The sequence below is a fragment of the Pseudomonas putida genome (genome assembly GCF_002025705.1).
GTDB classification, from domain to species: Bacteria; Pseudomonadota; Gammaproteobacteria; order Pseudomonadales; family Pseudomonadaceae; genus Aquipseudomonas; species Aquipseudomonas putida_J.
Genome location: NZ_CP018846.1, coordinates 5,981,277 through 6,004,459, shown reverse-complemented (window position 1 = coordinate 6,004,459; position 23,183 = coordinate 5,981,277). Strand labels below are relative to the sequence as shown.

The 23,183-nt window shown below is 63.7% G+C and carries 25 protein-coding genes; 13 read left to right on the top strand and 12 right to left on the bottom strand.

All coding sequences use genetic code 11. The features are described 5' to 3' along the window. Positions 1-9: 9 nt before the first annotated feature. The 3 genes from BUQ73_RS27095 to BUQ73_RS27085 form a co-directional block, all read right to left on the bottom strand. A complete protein-coding gene (locus BUQ73_RS27095) occupies positions 10-792 on the bottom strand; it encodes a uroporphyrinogen-III synthase (protein WP_079230378.1) in 783 nt (260 codons plus the stop codon). Continuing rightward, entirely contained in the window at positions 789-1,730 is a 942-nt protein-coding gene (hemC, locus tag BUQ73_RS27090; protein WP_079230377.1) for a hydroxymethylbilane synthase, read from the bottom strand. The genes BUQ73_RS27095 and hemC overlap by 4 nt, the downstream gene beginning before the upstream one ends. Before the next feature lie 187 nt (positions 1,731-1,917). After that, the gene (locus tag BUQ73_RS27085; protein WP_079230376.1) at positions 1,918-2,661 is read right to left on the bottom strand and encodes a LytR/AlgR family response regulator transcription factor; all 744 of its coding nucleotides are present in this window, start codon (positions 2,659-2,661) and stop codon (positions 1,918-1,920) included. Positions 2,662-2,970: 309 nt separating this feature from the next. On the opposite strand from BUQ73_RS27085, the gene argH reads away from it, so the two are divergent. Further along, positions 2,971-4,365, top strand: a complete 1,395-nt coding sequence (gene argH / locus BUQ73_RS27080) for an argininosuccinate lyase (RefSeq protein WP_027916957.1) — start codon at positions 2,971-2,973, stop codon at positions 4,363-4,365. A gap of 122 nt (positions 4,366-4,487) precedes the next feature. Here argH and BUQ73_RS27075 read toward each other — a convergent pair whose 3' ends face one another. Then, complete coding sequence (locus BUQ73_RS27075) at positions 4,488-5,150, bottom strand: glutathione S-transferase (protein ID WP_027916958.1); 663 nt, start codon at positions 5,148-5,150, stop codon at positions 4,488-4,490. A 147-nt stretch (positions 5,151-5,297) separates the two neighbouring features. Between BUQ73_RS27075 and BUQ73_RS27070 the strand changes: the two genes are divergently transcribed. From BUQ73_RS27070 to BUQ73_RS27060, 3 genes are all read left to right on the top strand, one after another. After that, a complete protein-coding gene (locus BUQ73_RS27070) occupies positions 5,298-5,597 on the top strand; it encodes a hypothetical protein (protein WP_027916959.1) in 300 nt (99 codons plus the stop codon). A 69-nt stretch (positions 5,598-5,666) separates the two neighbouring features. Beyond that, on the top strand, positions 5,667-5,912 hold the full coding sequence (locus BUQ73_RS27065; protein WP_079230375.1) for a TIGR02647 family protein: 246 nt from the start codon (positions 5,667-5,669) through the stop codon (positions 5,910-5,912). 192 nt (positions 5,913-6,104) lie between these two features. Beyond that, complete coding sequence (locus BUQ73_RS27060) at positions 6,105-8,969, top strand: class I adenylate cyclase (protein ID WP_079230374.1); 2,865 nt, start codon at positions 6,105-6,107, stop codon at positions 8,967-8,969. Positions 8,970-9,086: 117 nt separating this feature from the next. Here BUQ73_RS27060 and rnk read toward each other — a convergent pair whose 3' ends face one another. From rnk to cyaY, 3 genes are all read right to left on the bottom strand, one after another. Further along, positions 9,087-9,497 carry a nucleoside diphosphate kinase regulator gene (gene rnk / locus BUQ73_RS27055; RefSeq protein WP_079230373.1) on the bottom strand — a complete coding sequence of 137 codons (411 nt, stop codon included), beginning with the start codon at positions 9,495-9,497 and terminating at the stop codon, positions 9,087-9,089. A gap of 132 nt (positions 9,498-9,629) precedes the next feature. Next, the gene (locus BUQ73_RS27050; RefSeq protein WP_054886457.1) at positions 9,630-9,842 is read right to left on the bottom strand and encodes a DUF1289 domain-containing protein; all 213 of its coding nucleotides are present in this window, start codon (positions 9,840-9,842) and stop codon (positions 9,630-9,632) included. A gap of 1 nt (position 9,843) precedes the next feature. Next, entirely contained in the window at positions 9,844-10,176 is a 333-nt protein-coding gene (cyaY, locus tag BUQ73_RS27045; RefSeq protein ID WP_027916965.1) for an iron donor protein CyaY, read from the bottom strand. 219 nt (positions 10,177-10,395) lie between these two features. Here cyaY and lptM point away from each other — a divergent pair, with 219 nt between their 5' ends. The 6 genes from lptM to BUQ73_RS27015 are packed head-to-tail and all read left to right on the top strand — an operon-like array spanning position 10,396 to position 15,000. Continuing rightward, positions 10,396-10,599, top strand: coding sequence for an LPS translocon maturation chaperone LptM (gene lptM, locus BUQ73_RS27040; protein ID WP_033695922.1), 204 nt, complete (start codon positions 10,396-10,398; stop codon positions 10,597-10,599). A gap of 9 nt (positions 10,600-10,608) precedes the next feature. After that, positions 10,609-11,856 carry a diaminopimelate decarboxylase gene (gene lysA, locus BUQ73_RS27035; RefSeq protein ID WP_027916966.1) on the top strand — a complete coding sequence of 416 codons (1,248 nt, stop codon included), beginning with the start codon at positions 10,609-10,611 and terminating at the stop codon, positions 11,854-11,856. 4 nt (positions 11,857-11,860) lie between these two features. After that, positions 11,861-12,691: a diaminopimelate epimerase gene (gene dapF, locus BUQ73_RS27030; RefSeq protein WP_027916967.1), complete on the top strand. Its 831-nt coding sequence runs from the start codon at positions 11,861-11,863 to the stop codon at positions 12,689-12,691. Between the two features lie 13 nt (positions 12,692-12,704). Beyond that, positions 12,705-13,409, top strand: a complete 705-nt coding sequence (locus tag BUQ73_RS27025) for a DUF484 family protein (protein ID WP_027916968.1) — start codon at positions 12,705-12,707, stop codon at positions 13,407-13,409. Further along, positions 13,409-14,308 carry a tyrosine recombinase XerC gene (xerC, locus tag BUQ73_RS27020; RefSeq protein WP_079230372.1) on the top strand — a complete coding sequence of 300 codons (900 nt, stop codon included), beginning with the start codon at positions 13,409-13,411 and terminating at the stop codon, positions 14,306-14,308. The genes BUQ73_RS27025 and xerC overlap by 1 nt, the downstream gene beginning before the upstream one ends. Further along, positions 14,305-15,000, top strand: a complete 696-nt coding sequence (locus BUQ73_RS27015; protein ID WP_079230371.1) for an HAD family hydrolase — start codon at positions 14,305-14,307, stop codon at positions 14,998-15,000. Before xerC ends, BUQ73_RS27015 begins: the two co-directional genes overlap by 4 nt. Positions 15,001-15,215: 215 nt before the next feature. Here BUQ73_RS27015 and sutA read toward each other — a convergent pair whose 3' ends face one another. From sutA to glnK, 3 genes are all read right to left on the bottom strand, one after another. Next, a complete protein-coding gene (gene sutA, locus BUQ73_RS27010; RefSeq protein WP_027916971.1) occupies positions 15,216-15,545 on the bottom strand; it encodes a transcriptional regulator SutA in 330 nt (109 codons plus the stop codon). Between the two features lie 428 nt (positions 15,546-15,973). Further along, positions 15,974-17,308: an ammonium transporter gene (locus tag BUQ73_RS27005; RefSeq protein WP_079230370.1), complete on the bottom strand. Its 1,335-nt coding sequence runs from the start codon at positions 17,306-17,308 to the stop codon at positions 15,974-15,976. 48 nt (positions 17,309-17,356) lie between these two features. After that, complete coding sequence (gene glnK, locus BUQ73_RS27000) at positions 17,357-17,695, bottom strand: P-II family nitrogen regulator (protein ID WP_002555808.1); 339 nt, start codon at positions 17,693-17,695, stop codon at positions 17,357-17,359. Between the two features lie 376 nt (positions 17,696-18,071). On the opposite strand from glnK, the gene BUQ73_RS26995 reads away from it, so the two are divergent. After that, positions 18,072-18,335, top strand: a complete 264-nt coding sequence (locus BUQ73_RS26995) for an accessory factor UbiK family protein (protein WP_008091866.1) — start codon at positions 18,072-18,074, stop codon at positions 18,333-18,335. A gap of 23 nt (positions 18,336-18,358) precedes the next feature. Next, positions 18,359-18,787 (top strand): TOBE domain-containing protein, encoded by a 429-nt coding sequence (locus BUQ73_RS26990; RefSeq protein WP_079230369.1) that lies wholly within the window; start codon positions 18,359-18,361, stop codon positions 18,785-18,787. Positions 18,788-18,820: 33 nt separating this feature from the next. Here the strand turns inward: BUQ73_RS26990 and BUQ73_RS26985 are convergent, their stop codons facing one another. Then, positions 18,821-20,833 (bottom strand): DUF4034 domain-containing protein, encoded by a 2,013-nt coding sequence (locus BUQ73_RS26985; protein ID WP_079230368.1) that lies wholly within the window; start codon positions 20,831-20,833, stop codon positions 18,821-18,823. Positions 20,834-21,089: 256 nt separating this feature from the next. On the opposite strand from BUQ73_RS26985, the gene BUQ73_RS26980 reads away from it, so the two are divergent. Beyond that, the gene (locus BUQ73_RS26980) at positions 21,090-22,580 is read left to right on the top strand and encodes a YifB family Mg chelatase-like AAA ATPase (protein ID WP_079230367.1); all 1,491 of its coding nucleotides are present in this window, start codon (positions 21,090-21,092) and stop codon (positions 22,578-22,580) included. 118 nt (positions 22,581-22,698) lie between these two features. On the opposite strand, the gene BUQ73_RS26975 is transcribed toward BUQ73_RS26980, so the two are convergent. Continuing rightward, a complete protein-coding gene (locus tag BUQ73_RS26975; protein ID WP_079230366.1) occupies positions 22,699-23,127 on the bottom strand; it encodes a DoxX family protein in 429 nt (142 codons plus the stop codon). Between the last annotated feature and the right edge of the window lie 56 nt (positions 23,128-23,183).

The window sequence follows — 23,183 nt, the reverse complement described above, 5'->3', positions numbered from 1 at the left end:
CTCCTCGCTCTACTGCGAAGCGCCTTGAGAGGCAGGTGCAGCACTGCGCTGCACGGCTGCCAGCAAGGCCGCGGCACTCGCGCCACGGCAATCCACAACCTGTTGGGCCCCGGCGGCCCGGGCCTGTTCAGCGACCCGCGGGCTTGGCACGAACAACGGCAGGCTGGCCACCCGCGGCCAGTCGGCGGCGGCCATCTGCTGCAAATGTTCAAGACCCTGCCCACTGCTGACCACCAGGCCATTGAGGCGTTCCGCTTCTATGCGGCGCATCAGCGTGCCCGCCGGGTACTCCGGCAGGCAGCGACGATACAGTTCCAGATATTCGACACTAGCACCTTGCTCTGCAAGACGCTCGGCCAGCAGTTCGCGACCTCCAACGCCGCGAACGATCAGCACACGCGCTTGAGGCGCCGCAACAGCCCGGCGCAGGGCCGCTAGCGCGAGCAAGGCCTCGCTGTCGTCACCCTGTGAGGGGAATGTCACCTGAAGGCCCGCGCCCTGCAGCACTGCCGCCGTCGCCTCGCCCACGGTGAACCAGCCTTCCGACGGCGCCTGCAGGCCGGCCCGCTGCAACTGCTCGAGCAGCAGTCGGGCCGCCGGCTTGCTGACTACGATGATGGCCCGGCATTGCGCCAGCCCGGCCAGCTGTTGAAGCTGCCCGTCAGCCAAAGCGACTGGCTCGATGGCCAGCAATGGCAGGCAACTGCTGGCCACACCGGCAGTGGCCAGGCTCTGCGCCAGTGCCGCGCAGTCCTCTTCAGGCCGGGTCAGCAACAGGCGCCAAGGGCTCACGGATGCCCGGCCTCGCCGTAGACTTCCTTGAGAATCGCTTCGGCGCCCTGCTCCAGCAGGTCTTCGGCAACCTGCACGCCCAATGCCTCTGCGGCTTCGCGCGGTGCACGAGCATCAGCCACCAGCAGGGTACCGCCACTTGGCTGGCCTACCAGGCCGCGCAGCCAAAGCTGGTCGCCTTCAAGCACCGCATAGCAGGCGATCGGCACCTGGCAGCCACCGTTGAGGCGCTTGTTCAAGGCACGCTCGGCGACCACGCGGTCGGCGGTATCGGCATGGTGCAGCGGCGCCAGCAGTGCATGAATTTCGCTGTCGGCGCTGCGGCACTCGATGCCCACTGCGCCCTGGCCACCGGCAGGCAGGCTGTCGTCGACACTGATGGAAGCGCTGATGCGGTCTTCGAAACCCAGGCGGATCAGGCCCGCTGCGGCGAGGATGATGGCGTCGTACTCACCGGCATCGAGCTTGGCCAGGCGCGTGTTGACGTTGCCGCGCAGGAAGTGGATTTTCAGGTCCGGCCGACGTGCCAGCAGCTGGGCCTGACGGCGCAGGCTGGAAGTGCCGACGATGCTGCCGGCCGGCAGCGCGTCGAGGTTGGCGAAAGTGTTCGAGACAAAGGCATCGCGCGGGTCTTCGCGCTCGCAGATGCAGTACAGCCCCAGGCCCTCGGGGAAGTCCATGGGCACGTCCTTCATCGAATGCACGGCAATGTCGGCTTCGTTGTCCAGCAGCGCTGTTTCCAGTTCCTTCACGAACAGGCCCTTGCCGCCGATCTTCGCCAGCGGCGCATCGAGCAGCTTGTCGCCGCGGCTGACCATGGGCACCAGGGTCACCAGCAGACCAGGGTGGGCCTGCTCGAGGCGGGCTTTGACGTATTCGGCCTGCCACAGGGCCAAGGCACTTTTACGGGTGGCAATGCGGATTTCGCGAGTGGACATGAAACGCCCCGATCCAGAGAAATGCCGCTGATGATAACAGCATCACCGGAGCCTGTAGGAGCGGCCTTGCGTCGCGAAAAGGCCGCAAAGCGGCCTCGGGGTCTGTGGGTTGAAGCATGCATCCTGGGGCTGCTGCGCAGCCCTTTCGCGACGCAAGGCCGCTCCTACAAGGGTTGCGCGAACCGTCTCAAAGTGTCTGCATCATCTTGCGCACACCCGCCACATGCCGGCGGCTGACAGTCAGGGCATCACCGTCGAGGCCCTTGAGGAACAGCTGGAAATGCCCCAGCGGCGTGCGTTGCAGGCGCTCGATGCGCTCACGGGCAACCAGCGCATTGCGGTGGATACGCACGAAGCGCTCACCGAATTCGTCCTCCAGCGCCTTGAGCGGCTCGTCGAGCAGCACCTCCCCGGCTTCGTGGCGCAAGGTCACGTACTTGTGGTCAGCGATGAAATAGATCACCTGGGGCAATGGGATCAGCTCTATCCCTTTGCGCGTGCGCGCACTGATATGGCTGCGCGGGCCACCACCTTCACTGCCTGGCCGGGTCAGCGCGGCCAGCTGGGCACGGTTGGGCTTCTCGGCCTTGCGCAAGGCATCGCGCAAGGCCTGAGGTTGAATCGGCTTGGTCACGTGGCTGAGGGTGCTGTCCTTGAAAGCTTCGGCACCGTATTCATCATCCCCGGTACAGAACACCACCGACGGTGGCGCCTCGCGCTCGCACAGGCGAGCGGCGACCTGCAGGCCATCCAGGCCTGGCATGCCGATGTCCAGCAGGACTACATCGGGCTTGAGGCTTTCGATCAGTGCCAAGGCCTCCTCGCCGTTGGTGGCGCTGGGCTCCAGCACGGTGTACCCCTCTAGTTCAGCGATCAGCCGTGTGAGGCGTTCACGGGCTTGGGGTTCATCATCAACGATCAGGACATTCATAATTGCTCTGGATTCCTGAGTGAGTCTCGCACAGGTATAGCGTAGACAAGAGCAGGTCGAGCGACACTGCGGTCACGCTCTAGACCGATACGAAGGCCAAAGATTCACTGAGTTGGCAGAATCGCTGCCAGTCCTCTGTCCAACTGTAGACGGTCCGTGGAACACTGCCGTTCAATCGTTGAATATCGTCCTGGCCTGCCTTTATGGATGTTTTCCAGCGGTTTCTGTCGACCGACGCCCTGCGGCAGTCGGCCCAACCCTGCTATTATCGGCGCCACTTTTTCGTTCACGCCTGCAATGAGTGAATCCATGAGCACCGACAAGACCAATCAGTCCTGGGGCGGCCGCTTCAGTGAGCCCGTCGACGCCTTCGTCGCCCGTTTCACCGCTTCGGTCGACTTCGACAAGCGCCTGTACCGCCACGACATCATGGGTTCGATCGCCCACGCCACCATGCTGGCCCAGGTCGGCGTGCTCAGCGATGCCGAGCGCGACACCATCATCGATGGCCTGAAAACCATCCAGGGCGAAATCGAGGCGGGCAGCTTTGACTGGCGCGTCGACCTCGAAGACGTGCACATGAACATCGAAGCACGCCTGACCGACCGCATCGGCATCACCGGCAAGAAGCTGCATACCGGCCGTAGCCGCAACGACCAGGTGGCCACCGACATCCGCCTGTGGCTGCGTGACGAGATCGATCTGATCCTGGCCGAGATCACCCGCCTGCAGCAGGGCCTGCTGGAGCAGGCCGAGCGTGAAGCCGAAACCATCATGCCCGGCTTCACCCACCTGCAGACCGCACAGCCGGTCACCTTCGGCCACCACCTGCTGGCCTGGTTCGAAATGCTCAGCCGCGACTACGAGCGCCTGGTCGACTGCCGCAAGCGCGCCAACCGCATGCCTCTGGGCAGTGCTGCTCTGGCCGGTACAACCTACCCGATCGACCGTGAACTGACCTGCAAGCTGCTGGGCTTCGAGGCCGTGGCCGGCAACTCGCTGGACGGCGTCTCGGACCGTGACTTCGCCATCGAATTCTGCGCTGCCGCCAGCGTTGCGATGATGCACCTGTCGCGCTTCTCCGAAGAGCTGGTGCTGTGGACCAGCGCCCAGTTCCAGTTCATCGACCTGCCTGATCGCTTCTGCACCGGCAGTTCGATCATGCCGCAGAAGAAGAACCCGGACGTACCGGAGCTGGTACGCGGCAAGAGCGGCCGTGTATTCGGCGCCCTGACCGGCCTGCTGACCCTGATGAAAGGCCAGCCGCTGGCCTACAACAAGGACAACCAGGAAGATAAAGAGCCGCTGTTCGACGCCGCCGACACCCTGCGCGACTCGCTGCGCGCCTTCGCCGACATGATCCCGGCGATCAAGCCCAAGCACGCCATCATGCGCGAGGCGGCCCTGCGCGGTTTCTCCACCGCTACCGACCTGGCCGACTACCTGGTTCGCCGCGGCCTGCCGTTCCGTGATTGCCACGAAATCGTCGGCCATGCCGTGAAGTATGGCGTCGATACCGGCAAGGACCTGGCCGAGATGAGCCTGGACGAGCTGCGCCAGTTCAGCGACCAGATCGAGCAGGACGTGTTTGCCGTGCTGACCCTGGAAGGCTCGGTGAATGCCCGTAACCACATTGGTGGTACGGCGCCGGCTCAGGTGCGTGCCGCTGTCGTTCGCGGCAAGGCCCTGCTGGCTTCGCGCTAAGGCCCATTGCGAGGGCTTCGCCCTCGTTCGCGGGCAAGCCCGCTCCCACAGTAACCGTGCATTGCCTGAGCCTTGCACCTTACCTGTGGGAGCGGGCTTGCCCGCGAAGGCCCAACACGGTCTCAGCGCTTGCCGCTGCGCACCATCTCGATGAAGGCCGGCATCGCCGCCTCCTTGTCCGCCACGACTTTTGCCATGTGCGGGTTCTCGCGCATTTTCTCGAGCAATGCCTTGGCTTCCGGGAAGTCCGCCAGGAAGTCGATGTTCAGCACCTTCTTGCCTACTGCGTAGGCCAGGTCGACCGAGAAGCAGAACATCAGGTCGGCCAACGTCAGTTCCTCGCCCGCCACATAAGGTGCAAAGCGCCCATTACGCTTGAGCGTCGCAAAGCCTGCCAGCAACTCTGTACGCGCACGCTCCTTGATCAACGGCTCGACCGCTGCGCCAAAGAAAGCCTCCGGGTAACAGGTACGCGCCGGCAGCTCGATGTACAGTTCAATTTCCTTGAGCAGCTCCCGCACTTTGGCCTGCTCGAACGGATCCGCCGGCAACAGCGCCTTGCCACCGCGGGTCTGCTCGATGTAGTCGAGGATCACGCTGGTTTCGCTGAGGAAACCGTGTTCGGTCTCCAGCACCGGCACCTTGCCGCGCGGGCTGACCTCCAGCGCTTGCGGCGCCTGACCGCCGTAGAAGGTGACTTCCTCGAAAGGCAGGCCTTTTTCCAGCAGGGCCAGCTTGACCATGTTGTAGTAGTTGCTGACCGAGAATCCGTGAAGCTTGAGCATGTGGTTACAGCCTCCAGGCCGTGTGGGGATGGCTCGGCTGTTATAGACCGTACGCTGACGCCTGACCAGCGTCATGCACCCGGTCGATGACCGGGCATTGCCGGCGCGAGCATGGCAAACTGTGCATCCCACCACAGGAGTACCGCCATGAGCGAGCACGACGAAATCGACAATGACGACGAAGCCTTCGCCGAGGCGACACTGACCCAGGCCATCGAGAACCAGATCGAAAGCGGCGAGCCGCCCGCAGCCAAGGCCACCTTCAACAAGCTGACCCTGGTCGGCTACGAGCGTGAAGACATTCTCAACCTCATGGCACACGTGCTGGCCATCGAGATCGACAACATGCTCGACGAAGACCGCCCGTTCAACACAGAGTGGTACGAAAACGCCCTGCGTGCACTGCCTGAACTGCCACCTGAGGCAGATCAAGGCGACGTCGAATAACCCGGCTACACTCCAAGGTCAGGCACCGCTGGCGGTGCCGCCATCCTCGTCTGGAAGTCAGGAGTCGCCATGTCCTTTACCCCCGAACTGATCGCCGAACTGGAAGTGCTCGCCCTGTTCAACCTGGACAGCAGCCAGGAAGGGATCAAGATTCACGCCAACGCTTCCCCTGCCTTGGTCGCCGCCGCGCAACGGCTTTACGACAAGCAACTGACCGATGAGCCCGATGGCGGTTACCTGACCAGCCTGGGGCATGATGCGGCGGAAAGCGTGCAACTGCTGCTGAACATCCTCAGATCCCCGCAGCCAGCCTGAACCTCTGCCGGCCTCTTCGCGGGCAAGCCCGCTCCCACCGAGACTTGCGATCGCCTGTGGGAGCGGGCTTGCCCGCGAAGAGGCCAGGACAGACGATGGGAAAATGGCGCCAATAATCCATAACCCACTTATCCGACTGCTCCACTCAGGCTAAACTCGCCACAGCTTCCCCCAGCCCGCCCTGAGTGTGCAATGAACCACCCCCACGAAATCCGCCCTGACCTGGACGAAGGCATCGACCGCAAGGTGCTGGCGACATTGCGTGCGCGCTTCATGCACATCAACCAATGCCGGCTCGAGCGCGCAATGGAGGGCCTGTCGAGCCGCCAGCAACTGGTCCTGACCCTTTTGCCGCTGCTGTTCCACGTCAACCACCCGCTGCTACCGGGTTACGTTTCCGGTGCCACACCAGCGGGGGTGGCGGGGTTCGAGCCAGATGCCGAGCAGGTCGCCGATGCCCAGCGCCTGGCTCGCTCGTTCGCCTACAAGGCACGACATGGCAACCCGCCACGCCCGATCCACGGCCTGTTCCTGATGGGTAGCCTCGGTTCGCTGGCCCAGGCCGAACAAAGCGACATGGACCTATGGGTGTGCCATGCCCCCGGCCTTGCCGAAGCCGAGCGCGATGAGTTGCGGCGCAAATGCCAGCTGCTGGAAGCCTGGGCGGCCAGCCAAGGTGCCGAGGCGCACTTCTTCCTGATCGACCCGCAAAACTTCGCACAGGGCCAGCGCGACAGCCAGCTCAGCTCCGACGACTGCGGCACCACCCAGCACTTCCTGCTGCTCGACGAGTTCTATCGCACCGCCATCTGGCTCGCCGGGCGCACGCCGCTGTGGTGGTTGGTGCCGGTCTATGAAGAGCACAACTATCAGGCCTATACCGAGACCTTGCTGTCCAAGCGCTTCATCCGCAACCAGGACGCCCTCGACCTTGGCAACCTTGCGCATATTCCGCCCGGCGAGTACGTCGGCGCCGGGCTGTGGCAGCTGTTCAAGGGCATCGACTCGCCCTACAAGTCACTGCTCAAGCTACTGCTGACCGAGGTTTACGCCAGTGAGCACCCGACCGTGCGCTGCCTGAGCCTGGACTACAAGCAGGCGGTATTCGCCAATCATCTCAACCTCGATGAACTCGACCCCTATGTGATGGTGTACCGGCGTATCGAGCGCTACCTGCAGCAACGCGGCGAAACCGCACGGCTCGAACTGGTCCGGCGCAGCCTGTACCTGAAGGTCAACAAGAAGCTGAGCGGCCTGGACCGTACCCGCAGCAGCGGCTGGCAGCGCCAACTGTTGCAGCGCCTGACCGATGAGTGGGGATGGGACGAACGCCAGCTGGCCATGCTCGACAGCCGCAGCCAGTGGAAGGTACGCCAGGTTGCCGTCGAACGCCGTGAACTGGTTGCAGAGCTCAACCATAGCTATCGCTTCCTCGGGCAGTTCGCGCAAAGCCAGGACGCCAGCAGCCGCGCCGAGCAGCGCGACCTGAATGTACTGGGCCGGCGCCTGTACGCCGCCTTCGAACGCCGCGCCGGCAAGATCGAAGTGATCAACCCGGGCATTGCCCCGGACATCGCCGAAGACACCTTGACGCTGGTCCAGTCGCCAAACCGCAAGGAGCCTGGGAGCCATCACTGGGGGCTGTACAACGGTAACCTGGGGGTGCACGAGTGGGAGCATTTCAGCCCGATCAAGCGCTGCCGCGAACTGCTCGAACTGCTGGCCTGGGCCCACCGCAACGGCGTCATCGACAGCAGCACGCGCCTGGCCCTGCACCCAGGCGACAGCGACCTCAGCGAGTTCGAGCTGTTCAACCTGCTGGGCAGCCTGCAGCAGAGCATCCCGCTACCGCTGGACAGCGTCAGCGAAGAGCGCCTGCTGCAACCCAGCGTGGCTGACGAGATCCTGCTGCTGGTCAACGTCGGCGTCGACCCGCTGCGCCATCACCGCGACCTGAACATCCTGATGACCACCGAGCGTACCGACTCGTTGAGCTATGCGGGCGTGCGCGAGAACCTGGTGCTGACCCTCGACCAGATCACCCGCAACAGCTGGAACGAAGTGCTGGTGCAGCGCTACGACGGCGAACACGCGTTGCTGCGCTGCCTGCGTGACTTCCTCAATAGCCTCGGCCAGCGCAGCCAGCGCCCGCAGGTCAAGGTGCGCTGCTTCTGCCACAACCGCGCCCAGGCCATCAGCCAGCGGGTGGAGGAAATCTTCGACACGGTGCAACTGCTGCTCGACCAGGGCCTGAATCACCGTTACCTGCTGCAGGTAGCGCAGTACACCCATGTGCTTGAATTGTTGCCCGGCCAGGTCAGCCTGACCACCATGACCGAGCATGACGCCGTGCTCGATCACCTCGGCGAAGTGCGCAGCCGCTACAGCCCGTTGCACCTGGATGGCAATGCGCTGCAGGACTACGACCTGCCTCTGCTGCTGGAACAAGGCCGACGCAATTGCATCCAGGTGTTCTACCGCCTGCTCGACGGCTGGGCCGACCTGTACGTGCTTGATGAGTACAATGCCCTGTGGCAGCAACGCCTGCCGCTGTTTGACGAAAGCCATTTGCTGCTGCCGTTGCAGCGCTTTCTGCGCTCGGTGGTGGTGCGCCACGATGCCCGCCTCCCGCTCGACCATCTGCAGCAGGCTTCACTTGGCATCCACTATGCCCAACTGCTGCCCTCTGGGCCGGGCAAGGCGCGCAGCATCGAGCCACGCCCAGCCCCCAGCGCTGGCATCGACCAACCCTATTACGAGGTTCAGGCCATTCTGCAGGCCGGCACGGGGGAAGATGTGCATGTGACGCTGTATTGCGACCAGCAGGAGTTTTCCGAGTTGGACCATGGCGACCAGTTGTATGAGGTGGTCGCCCGGCAGATCCTCGGCCAGCGGCGCAGCGCCGGGCACTACCGCTGCTACATCACCGACCTGGACCTGTCCGAGCTGCTCGAGGATGAGCAGGGCTCCACCAGCCTGTACCTGCGCTACAAGCGCGAGCTGGAACAGGCGTTGAATGATGGACTGGCGAAGTTGCAGGCTACTTTAGAGCCTTGAGAATGCCGGGGCTGCCTTGCAGCCCTTTCGCGACACGAGGCCGCTCCTACAAAAATACGCAGTCTCCTGCAGGAGCGGCTCGTGTCGTGAAAGAGGCGCAACGCGCCCCAGAGGATTTCACAGGTCGAAATCGCCAGCCGCCTCTGGCTGGTATTCGACTTCCAGCAGCTTCAGCTTCAGGGTCTTGCCACCTGGGGCCGGCCAGTCGATCTGCTCTCCCACCGACAAGCCCAGCAGCGCACAGCCGATCGGCGCGAGGATCGAGACCTTGCCCTCACCACCCGCATCTTTCGGATACACCAGGGTCAGGTGGTAATCCTTGCCACTGGCTTCCTCGCGGCAATGTACGCGCGAGTTCATGGTCACCACACCGGCGGGCACTTCATCATGGCCGACCACCTGCCCGGCACGGTCCAGCTCCTCCTGCAAGGCGAGCACACCCGGGGTAGTTTCGTCGAGGCTGTCGATCAGGCGCTCGAGACGCTGCACGTCCAGTCGGGTGAGGATGAGGGAAGGCTTGGTGCTCATGATCCAGTCAGACTCCTTTGAACAGGCGGTTTCCTGCAGGCAGATAAAGCAAAACCCCGCCCAAGGGCGGGGTTTGTGAATGCTTTTGCGTCACCGACGCATAACCTGACACTACCACAGCGGGGCAAATACTCAAGCCCGTGCGCGCAGGGCCTCGGCTTCGCGGCAGATCTGCCGGCGCCGTTCGTCGTCGGCCGAGCGCCATTCGCGGATGTGCTCGACATGCCGGTGGCAGCCGGTGCACACCCGCTGCTCATCCAGCCGGCAGACGCTGATGCAGGGTGACGGTACTGCCGGGCTGACGTTGCTGTACAGCGGCTTGGGCGGCCGCGCCTGGCTGGTCATGTCAGATCTCGTCGAAGTCCAGCTTCTCGCCGGCCCGCTCCCAGACGATGCGTTCGAGCATTTCGCCAAGCAGCTCTTCGCTCTTCTCGCACACCCACTTGCTGGTCTCTTCGTCGTAGTCGAAGTGGAAGCCACCGGAACGGTCGGCCAGCCACAGCTGGCGCAGCGGCTCCTGGCGGCTGAAGATCAGCTGGGCGCCGCCTTCGAACTTGACGGTCAGCACGCCGCCGGAATTCTCCATGTCCAGGTCCAGGCCGCTCTCGTCGAACAGGTCTTCCAGGGCCTGTTGGGTAGCGTCGACCAGATCATGGAAACGCGCTTCGCTCAAACTCATTGCAGGAACCTCGAAATTGGCTGCTTTACGGGCAAGCCGGGCAAGATACGGGCGCCGGGCCATGAATGCAAAGGTTTAGCCGCTCTCGGCACTGGCCCCATAACCGGCGGCGAGAGCACCTAAGCATAGCCCGCCCGACGGACCGGCTCTTGCATAGGCAATCCGCCGGTCGCTCGGTATACTCGGGCGCAATACTGCATATTTCAAAGGATTTCACCCATGAAGCGCCTGATTTCCTCGCTCGCGGCGCTGGTCGCGGTTGCCTGCCTCGTTTCGGCCTGCGGTCAGAAGGGGCCCCTGTACCTGCCAGAAGACGGCAAGGACGGCAAAGGCCCGAAAAAGTCGCACCAGCACCAGCACGCTCCTGCGGTCCAACCGCAAGAAGAGCAGCCAATCCAGCCCGAGCAGACGCCTGCGCAGTAAGGAAATCAGATGAACGCTTTCAACTACCGCGACGGTGAACTGTTCGCGGAAGGCGTGGCCCTTTCGGCTATCGCCGAACGTTTTGGCACCCCCACCTACGTCTACTCGCGCGCTCACATCGAAGCCCAGTACCGCAGCTACACCGATGCCCTGCAAGGCACCGAGCACCTGGTCTGCTTCGCCGTAAAGGCCAACTCCAACCTCGGCGTGCTGAACGTGCTGGCGCGCCTGGGCGCGGGCTTCGACATCGTTTCCGGCGGTGAACTGGAGCGTGTGCTGGCCGCTGGCGGGCGTGCCGATCGCGTGGTGTTCTCCGGGGTCGGCAAAACCCGCGAAGACATGCGCCGCGCCCTGGAAGTCGGGGTACATTGCTTCAACGTCGAATCCACCGACGAGCTCGAGCGCCTGCAAGTGGTGGCCGCCGAGATGGGCAAAATTGCCCCGATCTCGCTGCGCGTGAACCCGGACGTCGATGCCGGCACCCACCCGTATATCTCCACCGGCCTCAAAGAGAACAAATTCGGTATCGCCATCGCCGATGCCGAAGCCATCTACGTGCGCGCCGCGCAGCTGCCAAACCTGGACGTTGTCGGTGTCGACTGCCACATCGGCTCGCAGCTGACCACCGTCGACCCGTTCCTCGATGCCCTCGACCGCCTGCTGGCCCTGGTCGATCGCCTGGCCGAGTGCGGCATCCACTTGCGCCACCTGGACCTGGGCGGCGGCGTTGGCGTGCGCTATCGCGACGAAGAGCCGCCACTGGTGGCCGACTACATCAAGGCCATCCGTGAACGCGTCGGCACCCGTGACCTGGCCCTGGTATTCGAACCAGGCCGCTACATCGTGGCCAACGCCGGTGCCCTGCTGACCCGCGTGGAATACCTCAAGCACACCGAACACAAGGACTTCGCCATCATCGATGCGGCGATGAACGACCTGATCCGCCCGGCCCTGTACCAGGCCTGGATGGGTGTCAGCGCGGTCACTCCACGTGCCGGCGAAGGTCGGGCCTACGACCTGGTCGGGCCAATCTGCGAAACCGGCGACTTCCTCGCCAAGGACCGCGTGCTGAACCTGGCCGAAGGTGACCTGCTGGCCGTGCAGTCGGCGGGCGCCTATGGTTTCGTCATGAGTTCCAACTACAACACCCGTGGCCGTTGCGCGGAAATCCTGGTCGACGGCGACCAGGCTTTCGAAGTCCGCCGCCGCGAGACCATCGCCGAACTGTACGCTGGCGAAAGCCTGCTGCCGGAGTGACCCCATGCTGCTGCGCTTTACCAAGATGCATGGGCTGGGCAACGACTTCATGGTCCTCGACCTGGTCAGCCAGCACGCGCACATCCAGCCCAAGCACGCCAAGCAATGGGGTGACCGCCACACCGGTATCGGCTTCGACCAGCTGCTGATCGTCGAGGCGCCGAGCAACCCGGAAGTGGACTTCCGCTATCGGATCTTCAACGCCGACGGTTCCGAGGTCGAGCAGTGCGGCAACGGCGCACGCTGCTTCGCCCGCTTCGTGCTGGACAAGCGCCTGACCGCGAAGAAACGCATCCGCGTGGAAACCAAGGGCGGCATCATCGAGCTGGACGTGCAGAACGACGGCCAGGTGTGCGTCGACATGGGCCCGCCGCGCTTCGTCCCGGCAGAAATCCCGTTCATTGCCGACGAGCAGGCGTTGAACTACCCACTGGAAGTCGACGGCCAGGTGCATTCGATTGCCGCCGTGTCCATGGGTAACCCGCATGCCGTACTGCGTGTCGATGACGTGCACACCGCGCCGGTCCATGAGTTGGGCCCGAAAATCGAAAACCACCCGCGCTTTCCGCAGCGGGTGAATGCCGGTTTCCTCCAGGTCATCGACCGCCATCGTGCCAACCTGCGGGTATGGGAACGTGGCGCTGGCGAGACCCAGGCCTGTGGCACCGGCGCTTGCGCCGCTGCCGTGGCCGCCATCAGCCAGGGCTGGATGGACTCTCCGGTGACCCTCGACCTGCCGGGTGGCCGCCTGCACATCGAATGGGCCGGCCCCGGCAAGCCCGTGTTGATGACTGGCCCAGCCGTACGCGTCTTCGAAGGACAGGTTCGTCTCTAAGCGAGTAACCGCCATGACCGATCAGCCAGTACCCCAGCAGCCCGATGAGCTCGATGCCGAAGCGGTGGTCGCCTATCTGCGCGCCCACCCCACCTTCTTCGCCGAGCACGACGAACTGCTGATCGAGCAACGCATCCCCCACCAGCGCGGCGACAGCGTGTCGCTGGTGGAGCGCCAGCTCAAGCTGCTGCGCGACCGCAACATCGAGATGCGCCATCGCTTGTCGCAACTGATGGACGTGGCCCGTGACAACGACCGGCTGTTCGACAAGACGCGCCGGCTGATCCTCGACCTGCTCGATGCTGGCAGCCTGGAAGAAGTGGTGATGGCCGTCGAAGACAGCCTTCGCCAGGAATTCCAGGTGCCTTTCGTCAGCTTGATCCTGTTCGGCGACAACGCAGCGCCTGTCGGCCGCTGGGTGAGCAATGCCGAAGCCCAGCAAGCCATCGGCGGCCTGCTTGGAGGCGGCAAGACCGTCAGCGGCAACCTGCGCGAGCACGAACTGGCCTTCCTGTTTGGCAAGGAGCAGCAGCAGGAAGTCGGCTCCAGTGCCGTTGCAGCCCTCGAATACCAAGGGCTGCATGGCGTGCTGGCAATCGGCAGCCGTGACCCGCAGCACTACAAGAGCAGCGTCGGCACCTTGTTCCTCGGCTACATCGCCGAAGTGCTCGGCCGCGTGGTGCCACGCGTGACCCAGACCCTGCGTCCGGTGCGCTGATGGAACGCCAGCTGGAGGCTTATTGCGCACACCTGCGCAACGAGCGCCAGGTGTCGGAACACACCCTGCTGGCCTACCGCCGCGACCTCGACAAGGTCATCGAATACTGCAACAACCAGGGCATCGCCGGATGGGGCGCGCTGCAGATCCAGCAGCTGCGCCAGCTGATCGCTCGCCAGCACCACCAAGGGCAGTCCTCGCGCAGCCTGGCGCGGCTGCTGTCAGCGGTGCGCGGCCTGTACCGCTACCTCAACCGCGAAGGCCTGTGCCAGCACGACCCGGCCAGCGGCCTGAGTGCGCCCAAGGGCGAGCGCCGGTTACCCAAGGTGCTGGACACCGACCGCGCCCTGCAACTGCTGGAGGGTGGCGTTGACGACGACTTCATCGCCCGCCGCGACCAGGCCATCCTCGAACTGTTCTATTCCTCCGGCCTGCGCCTGTCCGAGCTGAACAACCTCGACCTCGAACAGCTCGACCTGGCCGCTGGCCTGGTGCAGGTGCTCGGCAAGGGCAGCAAGACCCGCGTGCTACCGGTCGGCCGCAAGGCACGCGAGGCCTTGCAGGCCTGGTTCAAGCTGCGCGGCATCGGCGGCCCACGTGACAGCGCGGTGTTCATCACCCGCCAGGGCAACCGCATGAGCCCGCGGGCCATCCAGATGCGGGTCAAGGCAGCCGGCGAGCGCGAATTGGGCCAGCACCTGCACCCGCACATGCTTCGCCATTCCTTCGCCAGCCATGTGCTGGAATCGTCCCAGGACCTGCGCGCGGTGCAGGAAATGCTCGGCCATGCCGACATCAGCACCACGCAGATCTACACCCACCTGGACTTCCAGCACCTGGCCGCGGTGTACGACAGCGCCCACCCTCGGGCCAAACGCAGCAAAGGCACAGACTCATGAGCATCAAGCTGATCACCTTCGACCTCGACGACACCCTGTGGGACACCGCGCCCGTGATTGCCAGCGCCGAGGTCGTGCTGCGCGACTGGCTCGAAGCCAACGCCCCCATCCTCGGCGGCGTGCCGGTTGAACACCTGTTCGCCATTCGCGAACGCCTGGTGCAGGCCGAACCGGGCCTCAAGCACCGCATCAGTGCCCTGCGCCGGCGTGTGCTGTTCCACGCCCTCGAAGAGGTCGGCTACAGCGACAAGCAGGCACAGGAGCTGGCCAACGAAGGCTTCGAGGTGTTCCTGCACGCCCGCCACAAGATCGAAGTGTTCCCCGAGGTGCAACCGGTGCTGGAGATCCTGCGCCATCACTACATCCTGGGCGTGGTCACCAACGGCAATGCCGATATACGCCGCCTGGGGCTGGCCGACTACTTCCGCTTTGCCCTGTGCGCGGAGGACCTGGGCATCGGCAAGCCCGACCCGGCGCCATTCATGGAGGCCCTCAAGCGCGGTGAAGTTGAAGCCGGTGCAGCGGTGCATGTCGGTGATCACCCGGGCGACGACATCGCCGGGGCCCAACGCGCCGGGTTGCGGGCGGTGTGGTTCAACCCACAGGGCAAGGCCTGGGCTGGCGACCGGGCGCCGGATGCAGAGATTCAACGCCTCTCTCAGCTGCCCGACATTCTGACCAGCTGGCGCTGACTTTGCAGGAGCGGCCTTGCCGGGGCGCCGGACCGGTCGGAAAGGGCCGCACAGCGGCCCCAGCAATTGATACACACCACCAATGCCAGGGGCGGCTCCGCCGCCCTTTCCGACCGGTCCGGCGCCCCGGCAAGGCCGCGCCTACAGGGACCGCGCCAACCTGAACGGGCACAAAAAAGCCCGCAGCGACGGCGGGCTCTTTTGTATTCAGCCACTCAGATAGGGCGGCTGCCGTACTTGTTGTCCGGCTTCTTGGGCGGGTCGGCGACCACGTTGGCCTCGACTTCCTGCACCTTGCCACCGCGCGAAAGGAACTCTTCCATCGCCTTGGCCAGGGCATCACGCTCCTTCTGCTTGGCTTCCATGCTCGGCATCTCGTCTACCGAGATAGCGGCCTTGGATTTGCCCTTGGCAGCCGGTGCCGGGCTGCTGTCGTCATCGCCAGCATCTTCCGCACCATCGTCAGCCGCCGCTTCGAGGCCCTCATCAGCCTCGTCTTCGTCGCCTACTTCGAGGTCATCATTTTCCAGATCGTCGTCGCTCATGTTCTACCTCATGACTTGCGAAAAGCAGGTTAGTTATAGACCAGTGCAGCCGTAGACCGGCAGGCACCAGTGAAAATTCAACTGGCCGTGGGTTAGGCCACTGCCCTTGGGTCAGCGCTCCTGATGGGAGGCGGCACCCAGCAGGCCCTGCTCCTGGCAGGACCTGACAAATCCTTGAACCCTGCTGGCCACACGCTACTGGCAAGCCTAGCAAAGGCTGGTAAAGCGTGTGGACTACTCGTCAAACACCCTTTGGCGCGCATTCTAGCGCGCCCGTGGAAAAAGCAAAGCACCATAAACGCCCTACAGCTTGTAAGTTTTTGGCCTACGTCGCGAACGTGAGTGATAAACCGTTTGCACTGCGGGAAAAGGCAAATAACAGGCAAAAAAATGCCCGGCGAACCGGGCAAGTTTTTCCAGCGTCGCAGTTACAGGTTGTAGCCGCGTTCGTTGTGCTGAGCCAGGTCGAGGCCGACCGACTCTTCTTCTTCGTTGACCCGCAGGCCCATCACCACATCCAGCACCTTGAGGATCACGTAGGTGACGATGGCGGTGTAGGCCACGGTGAAGATCACGCCCTTGGCCTGGATCCAGACCTGGGCACCAATATCGGTTACCGCGCCGAAGCCGCCCAGGGCTGGTGCCGCGAACACGCCGGTGAGCATGGCACCGATGATGCCGCCGACACCGTGCACGCCAAAGGCGTCGAGGGAGTCGTCATAACCCAGCTTGCGCTTGAGGGTGGTGGCGCAGAAGTAGCAGATCACGCCCGAGGCCAGGCCGATTACCAGGGCGCCCATCGGGCCCACGGTACCAGCGGCCGGCGTGATGGCGACCAGGCCGGCGACCACACCCGAGGCGATGCCCAGGGCGCTTGGCTTGCCGTGGAAGATCCACTCGGCGAACATCCAGCCCAGTGCAGCGGCTGCGGTCGCGATCTGGGTCACCAGCATGGCCATACCCGCAGTGCCGTTGGCCGCAGCGGCGGAGCCGGCGTTGAAGCCGAACCAGCCGATCCACAGCATGGCCGCGCCCATAAGGGTGTAGCCCAGGTTGTGCGGGGCCATCGGGGTGGTCGGGTAGCCTTTGCGCTTGCCCAGTACCAGGCAGCAGACCAGGCCTGCGATACCGGCGTTGATGTGCACCACGGTGCCGCCAGCGAAGTCGAGCACGCCCCAGTCCCACATCAGCGCGCCGTCACCGCTCCAGACCATGTGCGCGATCGGTGCATAGACCAGGGTGAACCAGATACCCATGAACACCAGCATCGCCGAGAACTTCATGCGTTCGGCAAAGGCACCGACGATCAGCGCCGGGGTGATGATGGCGAAGGTCATCTGGAAGGTGATGAACACGGCTTCTGGGAACAGTGCGGTAGCCGAGGTCAGGTTCGCTGGCGTGACGCCGCTGAGGAACGCCTTGGAGAACCCGCCTACGAAGGAATTGAAGTTGAGCACGCCCTTTTCCATACCGGCGGTATCGAAGGCCATGCTGTAGCCATAAATGACCCAGAGAATGCTGATCAGGCCAGTGATGGCAAAGCACTGCATCATCACCGACAGCACGTTCTTGGAACGCACCATGCCGCCGTAGAACAAGGCCAGACCCGGAATGGTCATGAACAGCACCAGCGCTGTCGAGGTGAGCATCCAGGCGGTGTCGCCGGAGTTCAGCGCTGGGGCAGCTGCTTCCTCTGCCAGGGCCAGCCCGGGCATTACGAGGGACAATAGGGCTCCTAGCCCTGCGATCTTACGCAGAGTCATGTTGTTTTCTCCTGGGGCGTTGGGTTTGGTGAGGCTTTTTTTCGGCGCTTAGATCGCGTCGGTATCGGTTTCGCCGGTACGGATGCGGATCGCCTGCTCCAGATTCACCACGAAGATCTTGCCGTCACCGATCTTGCCGGTGTTGGCCGCCTTGGTGATGGCTTCGATCACTCGATCAAGGTCCTTGTCGTCGATGGCGACGTCGATCTTCACTTTGGGCAGGAAGTCGACCACGTACTCCGCGCCGCGATACAGCTCGGTGTGGCCCTTCTGCCGGCCGAAACCTTTGACTTCGGTGACGGTAATGCCCTGCACGCCGATTTCCGACAGCGACTCGCGCACGTCGTCCAGCTTGAACGGCTTGATGATGGCTGTGACTAGCTTCATGAAACTCTCTCCCGATTTGGTGGACTTGCCCCAGGAAAACAAACCCGTCTCAAGTCTAAGCGCAGCGGTTGGCTTTGTAACGCGTCGTCGGCATCCGGCTCCGCGTGCGCACTGCCTGGTCACAAGGAACTGCATCAGTGCATGGCTCGTACAGGTCTTTGCAGAAACCTTGCCAGTTCCGTTAAACCACCGGAAAACAGCGAGTTATGTGAATTAGTCAGGATTGGCCAGTCGCCAGCATGGCGAACATGCACAACTTCGGTGCGCAGCGACCTGCAGCACTGCTCGAAAAATGTGCAACTGCCTGAGGTCAAAAGTGCAGCTTTGCCCCGTGCTACACTGCGAGCCATTTCTCATTATCAGTGGACAGCCCGACATGCTCGCGCCCAAAGCCCTTCTCGACGCCCTGAGCGACCAGGCCTCGCGCCTGTTCAGCAGCGATACCGCCCAGCCCCGCGCCGAACTGGAAAGCCAGTTCAAGGTGCTCATGCAAGGCGCCTTCAGCAAGCTGGACCTGGTCAGCCGTGAAGAGTTCGACAGCCAGATGGTCGTGCTGGCACGCACCCGTGCCCGCCTCGAGGCCCTGGAGAAGCAAGTCGCCGAGCTGGAAGCCCGGATGGCACCAGCTGCGCAGGAATAACAATCGATAAGGAGTGCCTCACCATGAAAGTCAGTGCCCGCAACGTCTTTGAAGGTACCGTCAGCGCCGTGCAGCCCGGCGCAGTGAATGCCGAGGTCGAACTGACCCTGGCTGGCAGCGAGAAACTGGTGGCGGTGGTCACCATGGCCAGCCTGCATAACCTCAATATCAATGTCGGCAAACAGGCCGTGGCCCTGGTCAAGGCACCTTGGGTGGTGCTGATGACCGATGCCGACGGCTACCGGCTTTCGGCCCGCAACGCCCTGGAAGGTGAAGTGGTACGGGTAGGCGACGGCGCTGTGAACGCCGAAGTGGTCCTCAAGCTGGCAGGCGGCACCGAGGTGTTTTCCATTGTCACCCGCGAAGCCGTGCAGGAGCTTGGCCTGGCCCCCGGCGTGAAAGCCACCGCGCTGATCAAGGCGTCGCACATCATCCTCGGCGCCAAGCCATAAAAAGCCGGGGCCGCCTGGCGGCCCCGACTTCGATCAGGCCGAAGCCCTGTGCTGGCCGGCGGCTTTGGGTGGCAGTTCACTGGCATGCAAGTCGCCGCGGAACAACGCAGCCCCACACACGGTGAACAACGTTTTCACCCGGCTGTGCGAGTTGCGGATCTCGGCCTGTATTTCTTCGATGAGCGGATCGCTCGACTGCAGCGCAACGGCGTGATTGGCCCATTCGATTGCCGCGAAGCGGCTCTGCTTGCGCGTGCCGCAGCCCTGCATCCAGGCCAGCCCGAGTTCTGCACAGGCGCGCGCTGCAATCCAGGCGTCGGGATGCTCGGCCAGCCCCAGCAGATAGTCGACCGCCTCGACACGCTCCCGCGCATCACCGTACTGGCGTAGCAGGATGCCTAGCTGCAACTGCGCCTTGGCATGGATTTGCGGATAGCTCAGTGCATCGAGCAACAGCCGCTTGACCGCCAGCGCCGCCTTTCGGTCTTCCAGCCCTTGCGGGTGGCTCATCCGCTGGCAAGCCAGGTCGAACTTGGCCAGTGGGTGGCCGGACTCTGCCGCACGCAGCAACCAGTGCTCGGCAGCCTTGCCACTCAGATATTGCTCGGGGGTGTCGTCCAGCCAGCCACGATGCAGGTCGTAGAGTGCGAGGGCGGCATCCGGCAGTTTCAACTCTGCGCAGGCTTCATACAGGAAGTGCGCAGCCTCATGCAGCCTGGCGGCCCACAGCAGGCGCGGTACATCGAGCACATCGAAGCCCTGCCCTTCCCGCCCGCACTGGCGCTTGACCGCCAAACGCAACCACATGCATGCCTGCTCGGCAGATTGCCCGAAGCCCCACAGCCCGAACTGATGCCCCGCAGCCCGCAGTGCACAGGCCGCGGCCTGTTGACGGTCGTCGCACAGCCGCTCGATGACGGTGCGCAATACCTGCGAATCGTCCTCAGCCTCGTGGAACAGCACCAGGCATACAAGGCTGTGGAAGGGCTCGCCAATGGCCGGGACGAAGCCGTGGTCAGGGTACAGCGCGACACTCTCGACAAAGTCACGCATCGCTCCGGCGTAATCCTGCATCGAGTAGCGCCGCAAGGCGCCACGCCGGGCCAGCAGCGTAGCGCGTTCCTTGGGCCTGAGTTCACGTTGGCCCCATTGAGCAAAAGTTCTGTGCCAGGTCGCCACCTGTAGCAGTTGCTTGGGATGCGGTAGCCAGAAGCTGTCTTCCAGGGCCCGCCAGCGGATCGCATTGCGCAGGGCTTCAGGCCAGCCCTGGCACAGCGGGCCGCAGGCCAATGCGTCGATCGCCTCATCGCTGCCGCCCCAACATGGGGTCAGGTAAGCGGCATAAGCCTCAATGGCCTCAAAGCAGCCTGGGAACCACGCCAGTGCATGACGCAGCCAGTAATCCCGGGCACTTTCGCCTTGCTCATGCAAACGCGCGCCTAAATTTGCAGGCAATGATTGCGGTAGCTCCAGCAACGGCGTCAGGCCGTATTTGACCAACAACGGCGCAGCGGCCTCCTGCACTTCCACATCGGCATGCGCGCTGGGCCGATAGCGCGCCACCTGGCCAGCGAACAACTCGACCAACCAACCGGGCTCGCGCAAGTACGCGCTGACGTGCAGCATGCCGATTACTGCGGCAATCGGTTGCGCGCTGCGCTGCATGGCCTGCAGGAAATGCGCAGCGCCCTTCTCGCAGGCCTGTTCGGCAGCCAGGCAGCGCTCTTCGGAAACTTCATCAGAGCCAGCCTGCCCACGGATCTGGCAGGCGTGGCTGAAGCAGTGAAAGCCCATCACCACCTGTGGGTGATAAGCCTTGGGGCAGGTGTCGATCCAGGCCTTGAGGGTTTGCGTCAGGGCCTTGCCGCCCTGGGAGTCGCAATCCAGCATGTAGCCCTGCACAGCCTCCAGATAGGCGGGGCACTCACCGGGGGGCGCCTGCCGCCACTGCGCCTGGAGCGCATCGAACAAGCGGTTGAGTTCAGCGTATTCGTTGGCCTGCACCCGTTCTCGGATCTGCTGGCGGGTGCGAATGAGCGTTTGCACGGGCAGTACCTTAAGTCCATTTTCAGGGTCGCGTTGCCATCCAATGGCAACAGCAGTCGCTCATGAACACTAAGCCATAGCTGGGATCTTCGCAAAGAATTGGATCCAGTATTTGTCAGATTGTGTGAAAAGGCAGGGAAAACTCCTGCCCTGCAAAAGGAAGTCGCATTCTTGTTGCGCGAATTCATTGCAAACACTCTAGGCTTCGACGAGCCGCAGGAAGCGGCTTTTCCATGTCGTGACAAACGGAGTGTCCATGTCCCTCGCCCTCGTCCACAGCCGCGCCCAAGTCGGCGTGCAGGCCCCGGCAGTCAGCGTCGAAACGCACCTGGCCAACGGCCTGCCCCATCTCACCCTGGTCGGCTTGCCGGAAACCACGGTCAAGGAGAGCAAGGACCGTGTGCGCAGCGCCATCGTCAATTCCGGGCTGAATTACCCCCAACGGCGCATTACCCAGAACCTCGCACCGGCCGACCTGCCCAAGGACGGCGGGCGTTATGACCTGGCCATCGCATTGGGCATCCTGGCCGCCGACGGCCAAGTGCCGATAGCGGCGTTGAGCGACATGGAGTGCCTGGGTGAACTGGCACTGTCGGGCAGCCTGCGCCCAGTGCAGGGTGTATTGCCGGCAGCGCTGGCGGCACGCGAGGCGGGCCGGGCGCTGGTGGTGCCGCGGGAGAATGCCGAAGAAGCCAGCCTGGCCGGCGGACTGGTGGTGTATGCAGTGGGGCATCTGCTGGAGCTGGTAGCGCACCTCAACGGGCAAGTGCCGTTGCCGCCGTTCGCCGCCAATGGCCTGGTCCTGCAGCAGCATCCTTACCCGGACCTCAGCGAGGTCCAGGGCCAGGTCGCGGCCAAGCGGGCATTGCTGCTGGCCGCAGCCGGGGCGCATAACTTGTTGTTCACCGGCCCGCCCGGCACGGGCAAGACCTTGCTCGCCAGCCGTCTTCCCGGCCTGCTGCCGCCGCTGGATGAACACGAGGCGCTGGAGGTAGCGGCGATCCAGTCGGTCAGTGGTCACGCGCCGCTTAGCAGCTGGCCGCAGCGGCCATTTCGCCATCCGCACCATTCGGCCTCAGGGCCCGCGCTGGTTGGCGGCGGCAGCCGGCCGCAACCTGGCGAGATCACTCTGGCGCACCATGGCGTGCTGTTTCTCGACGAGCTCCCAGAGTTTGAAAGGCGCGTGCTGGAGGTGCTGCGCGAGCCGCTGGAGTCGGGCGAGATCGTGATTGCACGGGCGCGCGACAAGGTGCGTTTCCCGGCACGCTTCCAGCTGGTGGCGGCAATGAACCCCTGCCCTTGCGGGTATCTGGGCGACCCGACTGGACGCTGCCGCTGCAGTACCGAACAGATCGCACGGTATCGCAACAAGCTGTCAGGCCCGTTGCTGGACCGCATCGACTTGCACCTGACCGTGGCCCGCGAGACCACCACGCTCAACAGCCAGCCGAGCGGCGAAACCAGCACCGGTGTGGCAGCCAGGGTGGCCGAGGCCCGTGAAGTGCAGCAGCGACGGCAAGGCTGTGCCAATGCGTTTCTAAACCTGGAGGGGTTGCGTCGTCATTGTCAGCTGGCAGCGGCGGACCAGGCTTGGCTGGAGACTGCCTGCGAGCGGCTGAGTCTTTCTTTGCGGGCAGCGCATCGGCTGCTGAAAGTTGCACGCACATTGGCCGATCTGGAAGGCAGTCAGGTGATCGGCAAAAGCCATCTGGCCGAGGCCTTGCAGTACCGACCAGGGAGCCGTTAGATCTTTGGGGCCGCTTTGCGACCCTTTCGCGACACAAGGCCGCTCCTACAAGAAATCGCGTTCCCTTGTAGGAGCGGCCTTGTGTCGCGAAAGGGTCGCAAAGCGGCCCCAAAATCCATCAGGAAAACCTGGCCCGACCGATCCACCCTGCGACCGAATACGCCCCAGGCCCGGTCAGCGCCAGTCCGCCATAAAGCGCCACCAGCAACCAGGCAAACTGCCCCTGCTCCAGCGACCAGTCCGGATGCACCACCAGCAGCGCCACCAGCAACACCGCCAACACCGGCAGGCAGGCCAGCCGCGCTGCGATCCCCAGCACCAGCAACACCGGGCCAATCACCTCGGCAAACACGGCCAGGCCCAAGGTCAGCGACGCCCCAAGGCCAAAAGGATCTTCGATGCGCTGCAACTCCCCGCTCCAGTCCAGCAGCTTGGGCAAGCCGTGAATGGAAAATAGCAGCAGCGCCGCCATCACCCGCATTAACAGCAGGCCGCTGGCGATCAGGGCCGGCGATTGAGGGTCGAGAAAGGTATTGAGGCGTGGCATGGGAAAGGTCTCGCAATTCGATCAACCCAACGAGCATCGCCCGAATGCGCAGCCAT

Excerpts from the sequence above, each read along its gene's own strand:
- hemC (WP_079230377.1), bottom strand. The coding sequence starts at position 1,730 with ATGTCCACTCGCGAAATCCGCATTGCCACCCGTAAAAGTGCCTTGGCC.
- BUQ73_RS27085 (WP_079230376.1), bottom strand. The coding sequence starts at position 2,661 with ATGAATGTCCTGATCGTTGATGATGAACCCCAAGCCCGTGAACGCCTC.
- argH (WP_027916957.1), top strand. The coding sequence starts at position 2,971 with ATGAGCACCGACAAGACCAATCAGTCCTGGGGCGGCCGCTTCAGTGAG.
- BUQ73_RS27075 (WP_027916958.1), bottom strand. The coding sequence starts at position 5,150 with ATGCTCAAGCTTCACGGATTCTCGGTCAGCAACTACTACAACATGGTC.
- BUQ73_RS27070 (WP_027916959.1), top strand. The coding sequence starts at position 5,298 with ATGAGCGAGCACGACGAAATCGACAATGACGACGAAGCCTTCGCCGAG.
- BUQ73_RS27065 (WP_079230375.1), top strand. The coding sequence starts at position 5,667 with ATGTCCTTTACCCCCGAACTGATCGCCGAACTGGAAGTGCTCGCCCTG.
- BUQ73_RS27060 (WP_079230374.1), top strand. The coding sequence starts at position 6,105 with ATGAACCACCCCCACGAAATCCGCCCTGACCTGGACGAAGGCATCGAC.
- rnk (WP_079230373.1), bottom strand. The coding sequence starts at position 9,497 with ATGAGCACCAAGCCTTCCCTCATCCTCACCCGACTGGACGTGCAGCGT.
- BUQ73_RS27050 (WP_054886457.1), bottom strand. The coding sequence starts at position 9,842 with ATGACCAGCCAGGCGCGGCCGCCCAAGCCGCTGTACAGCAACGTCAGC.
- cyaY (WP_027916965.1), bottom strand. The coding sequence starts at position 10,176 with ATGAGTTTGAGCGAAGCGCGTTTCCATGATCTGGTCGACGCTACCCAA.
- lptM (WP_033695922.1), top strand. The coding sequence starts at position 10,396 with ATGAAGCGCCTGATTTCCTCGCTCGCGGCGCTGGTCGCGGTTGCCTGC.
- lysA (WP_027916966.1), top strand. The coding sequence starts at position 10,609 with ATGAACGCTTTCAACTACCGCGACGGTGAACTGTTCGCGGAAGGCGTG.
- dapF (WP_027916967.1), top strand. The coding sequence starts at position 11,861 with ATGCTGCTGCGCTTTACCAAGATGCATGGGCTGGGCAACGACTTCATG.
- BUQ73_RS27025 (WP_027916968.1), top strand. The coding sequence starts at position 12,705 with ATGACCGATCAGCCAGTACCCCAGCAGCCCGATGAGCTCGATGCCGAA.
- xerC (WP_079230372.1), top strand. The coding sequence starts at position 13,409 with ATGGAACGCCAGCTGGAGGCTTATTGCGCACACCTGCGCAACGAGCGC.
- BUQ73_RS27015 (WP_079230371.1), top strand. The coding sequence starts at position 14,305 with ATGAGCATCAAGCTGATCACCTTCGACCTCGACGACACCCTGTGGGAC.
- sutA (WP_027916971.1), bottom strand. The coding sequence starts at position 15,545 with ATGAGCGACGACGATCTGGAAAATGATGACCTCGAAGTAGGCGACGAA.
- BUQ73_RS27005 (WP_079230370.1), bottom strand. The coding sequence starts at position 17,308 with ATGACTCTGCGTAAGATCGCAGGGCTAGGAGCCCTATTGTCCCTCGTA.
- glnK (WP_002555808.1), bottom strand. The coding sequence starts at position 17,695 with ATGAAGCTAGTCACAGCCATCATCAAGCCGTTCAAGCTGGACGACGTG.
- BUQ73_RS26995 (WP_008091866.1), top strand. The coding sequence starts at position 18,072 with ATGCTCGCGCCCAAAGCCCTTCTCGACGCCCTGAGCGACCAGGCCTCG.
- BUQ73_RS26990 (WP_079230369.1), top strand. The coding sequence starts at position 18,359 with ATGAAAGTCAGTGCCCGCAACGTCTTTGAAGGTACCGTCAGCGCCGTG.
- BUQ73_RS26980 (WP_079230367.1), top strand. The coding sequence starts at position 21,090 with ATGTCCCTCGCCCTCGTCCACAGCCGCGCCCAAGTCGGCGTGCAGGCC.
- BUQ73_RS26975 (WP_079230366.1), bottom strand. The coding sequence starts at position 23,127 with ATGCCACGCCTCAATACCTTTCTCGACCCTCAATCGCCGGCCCTGATC.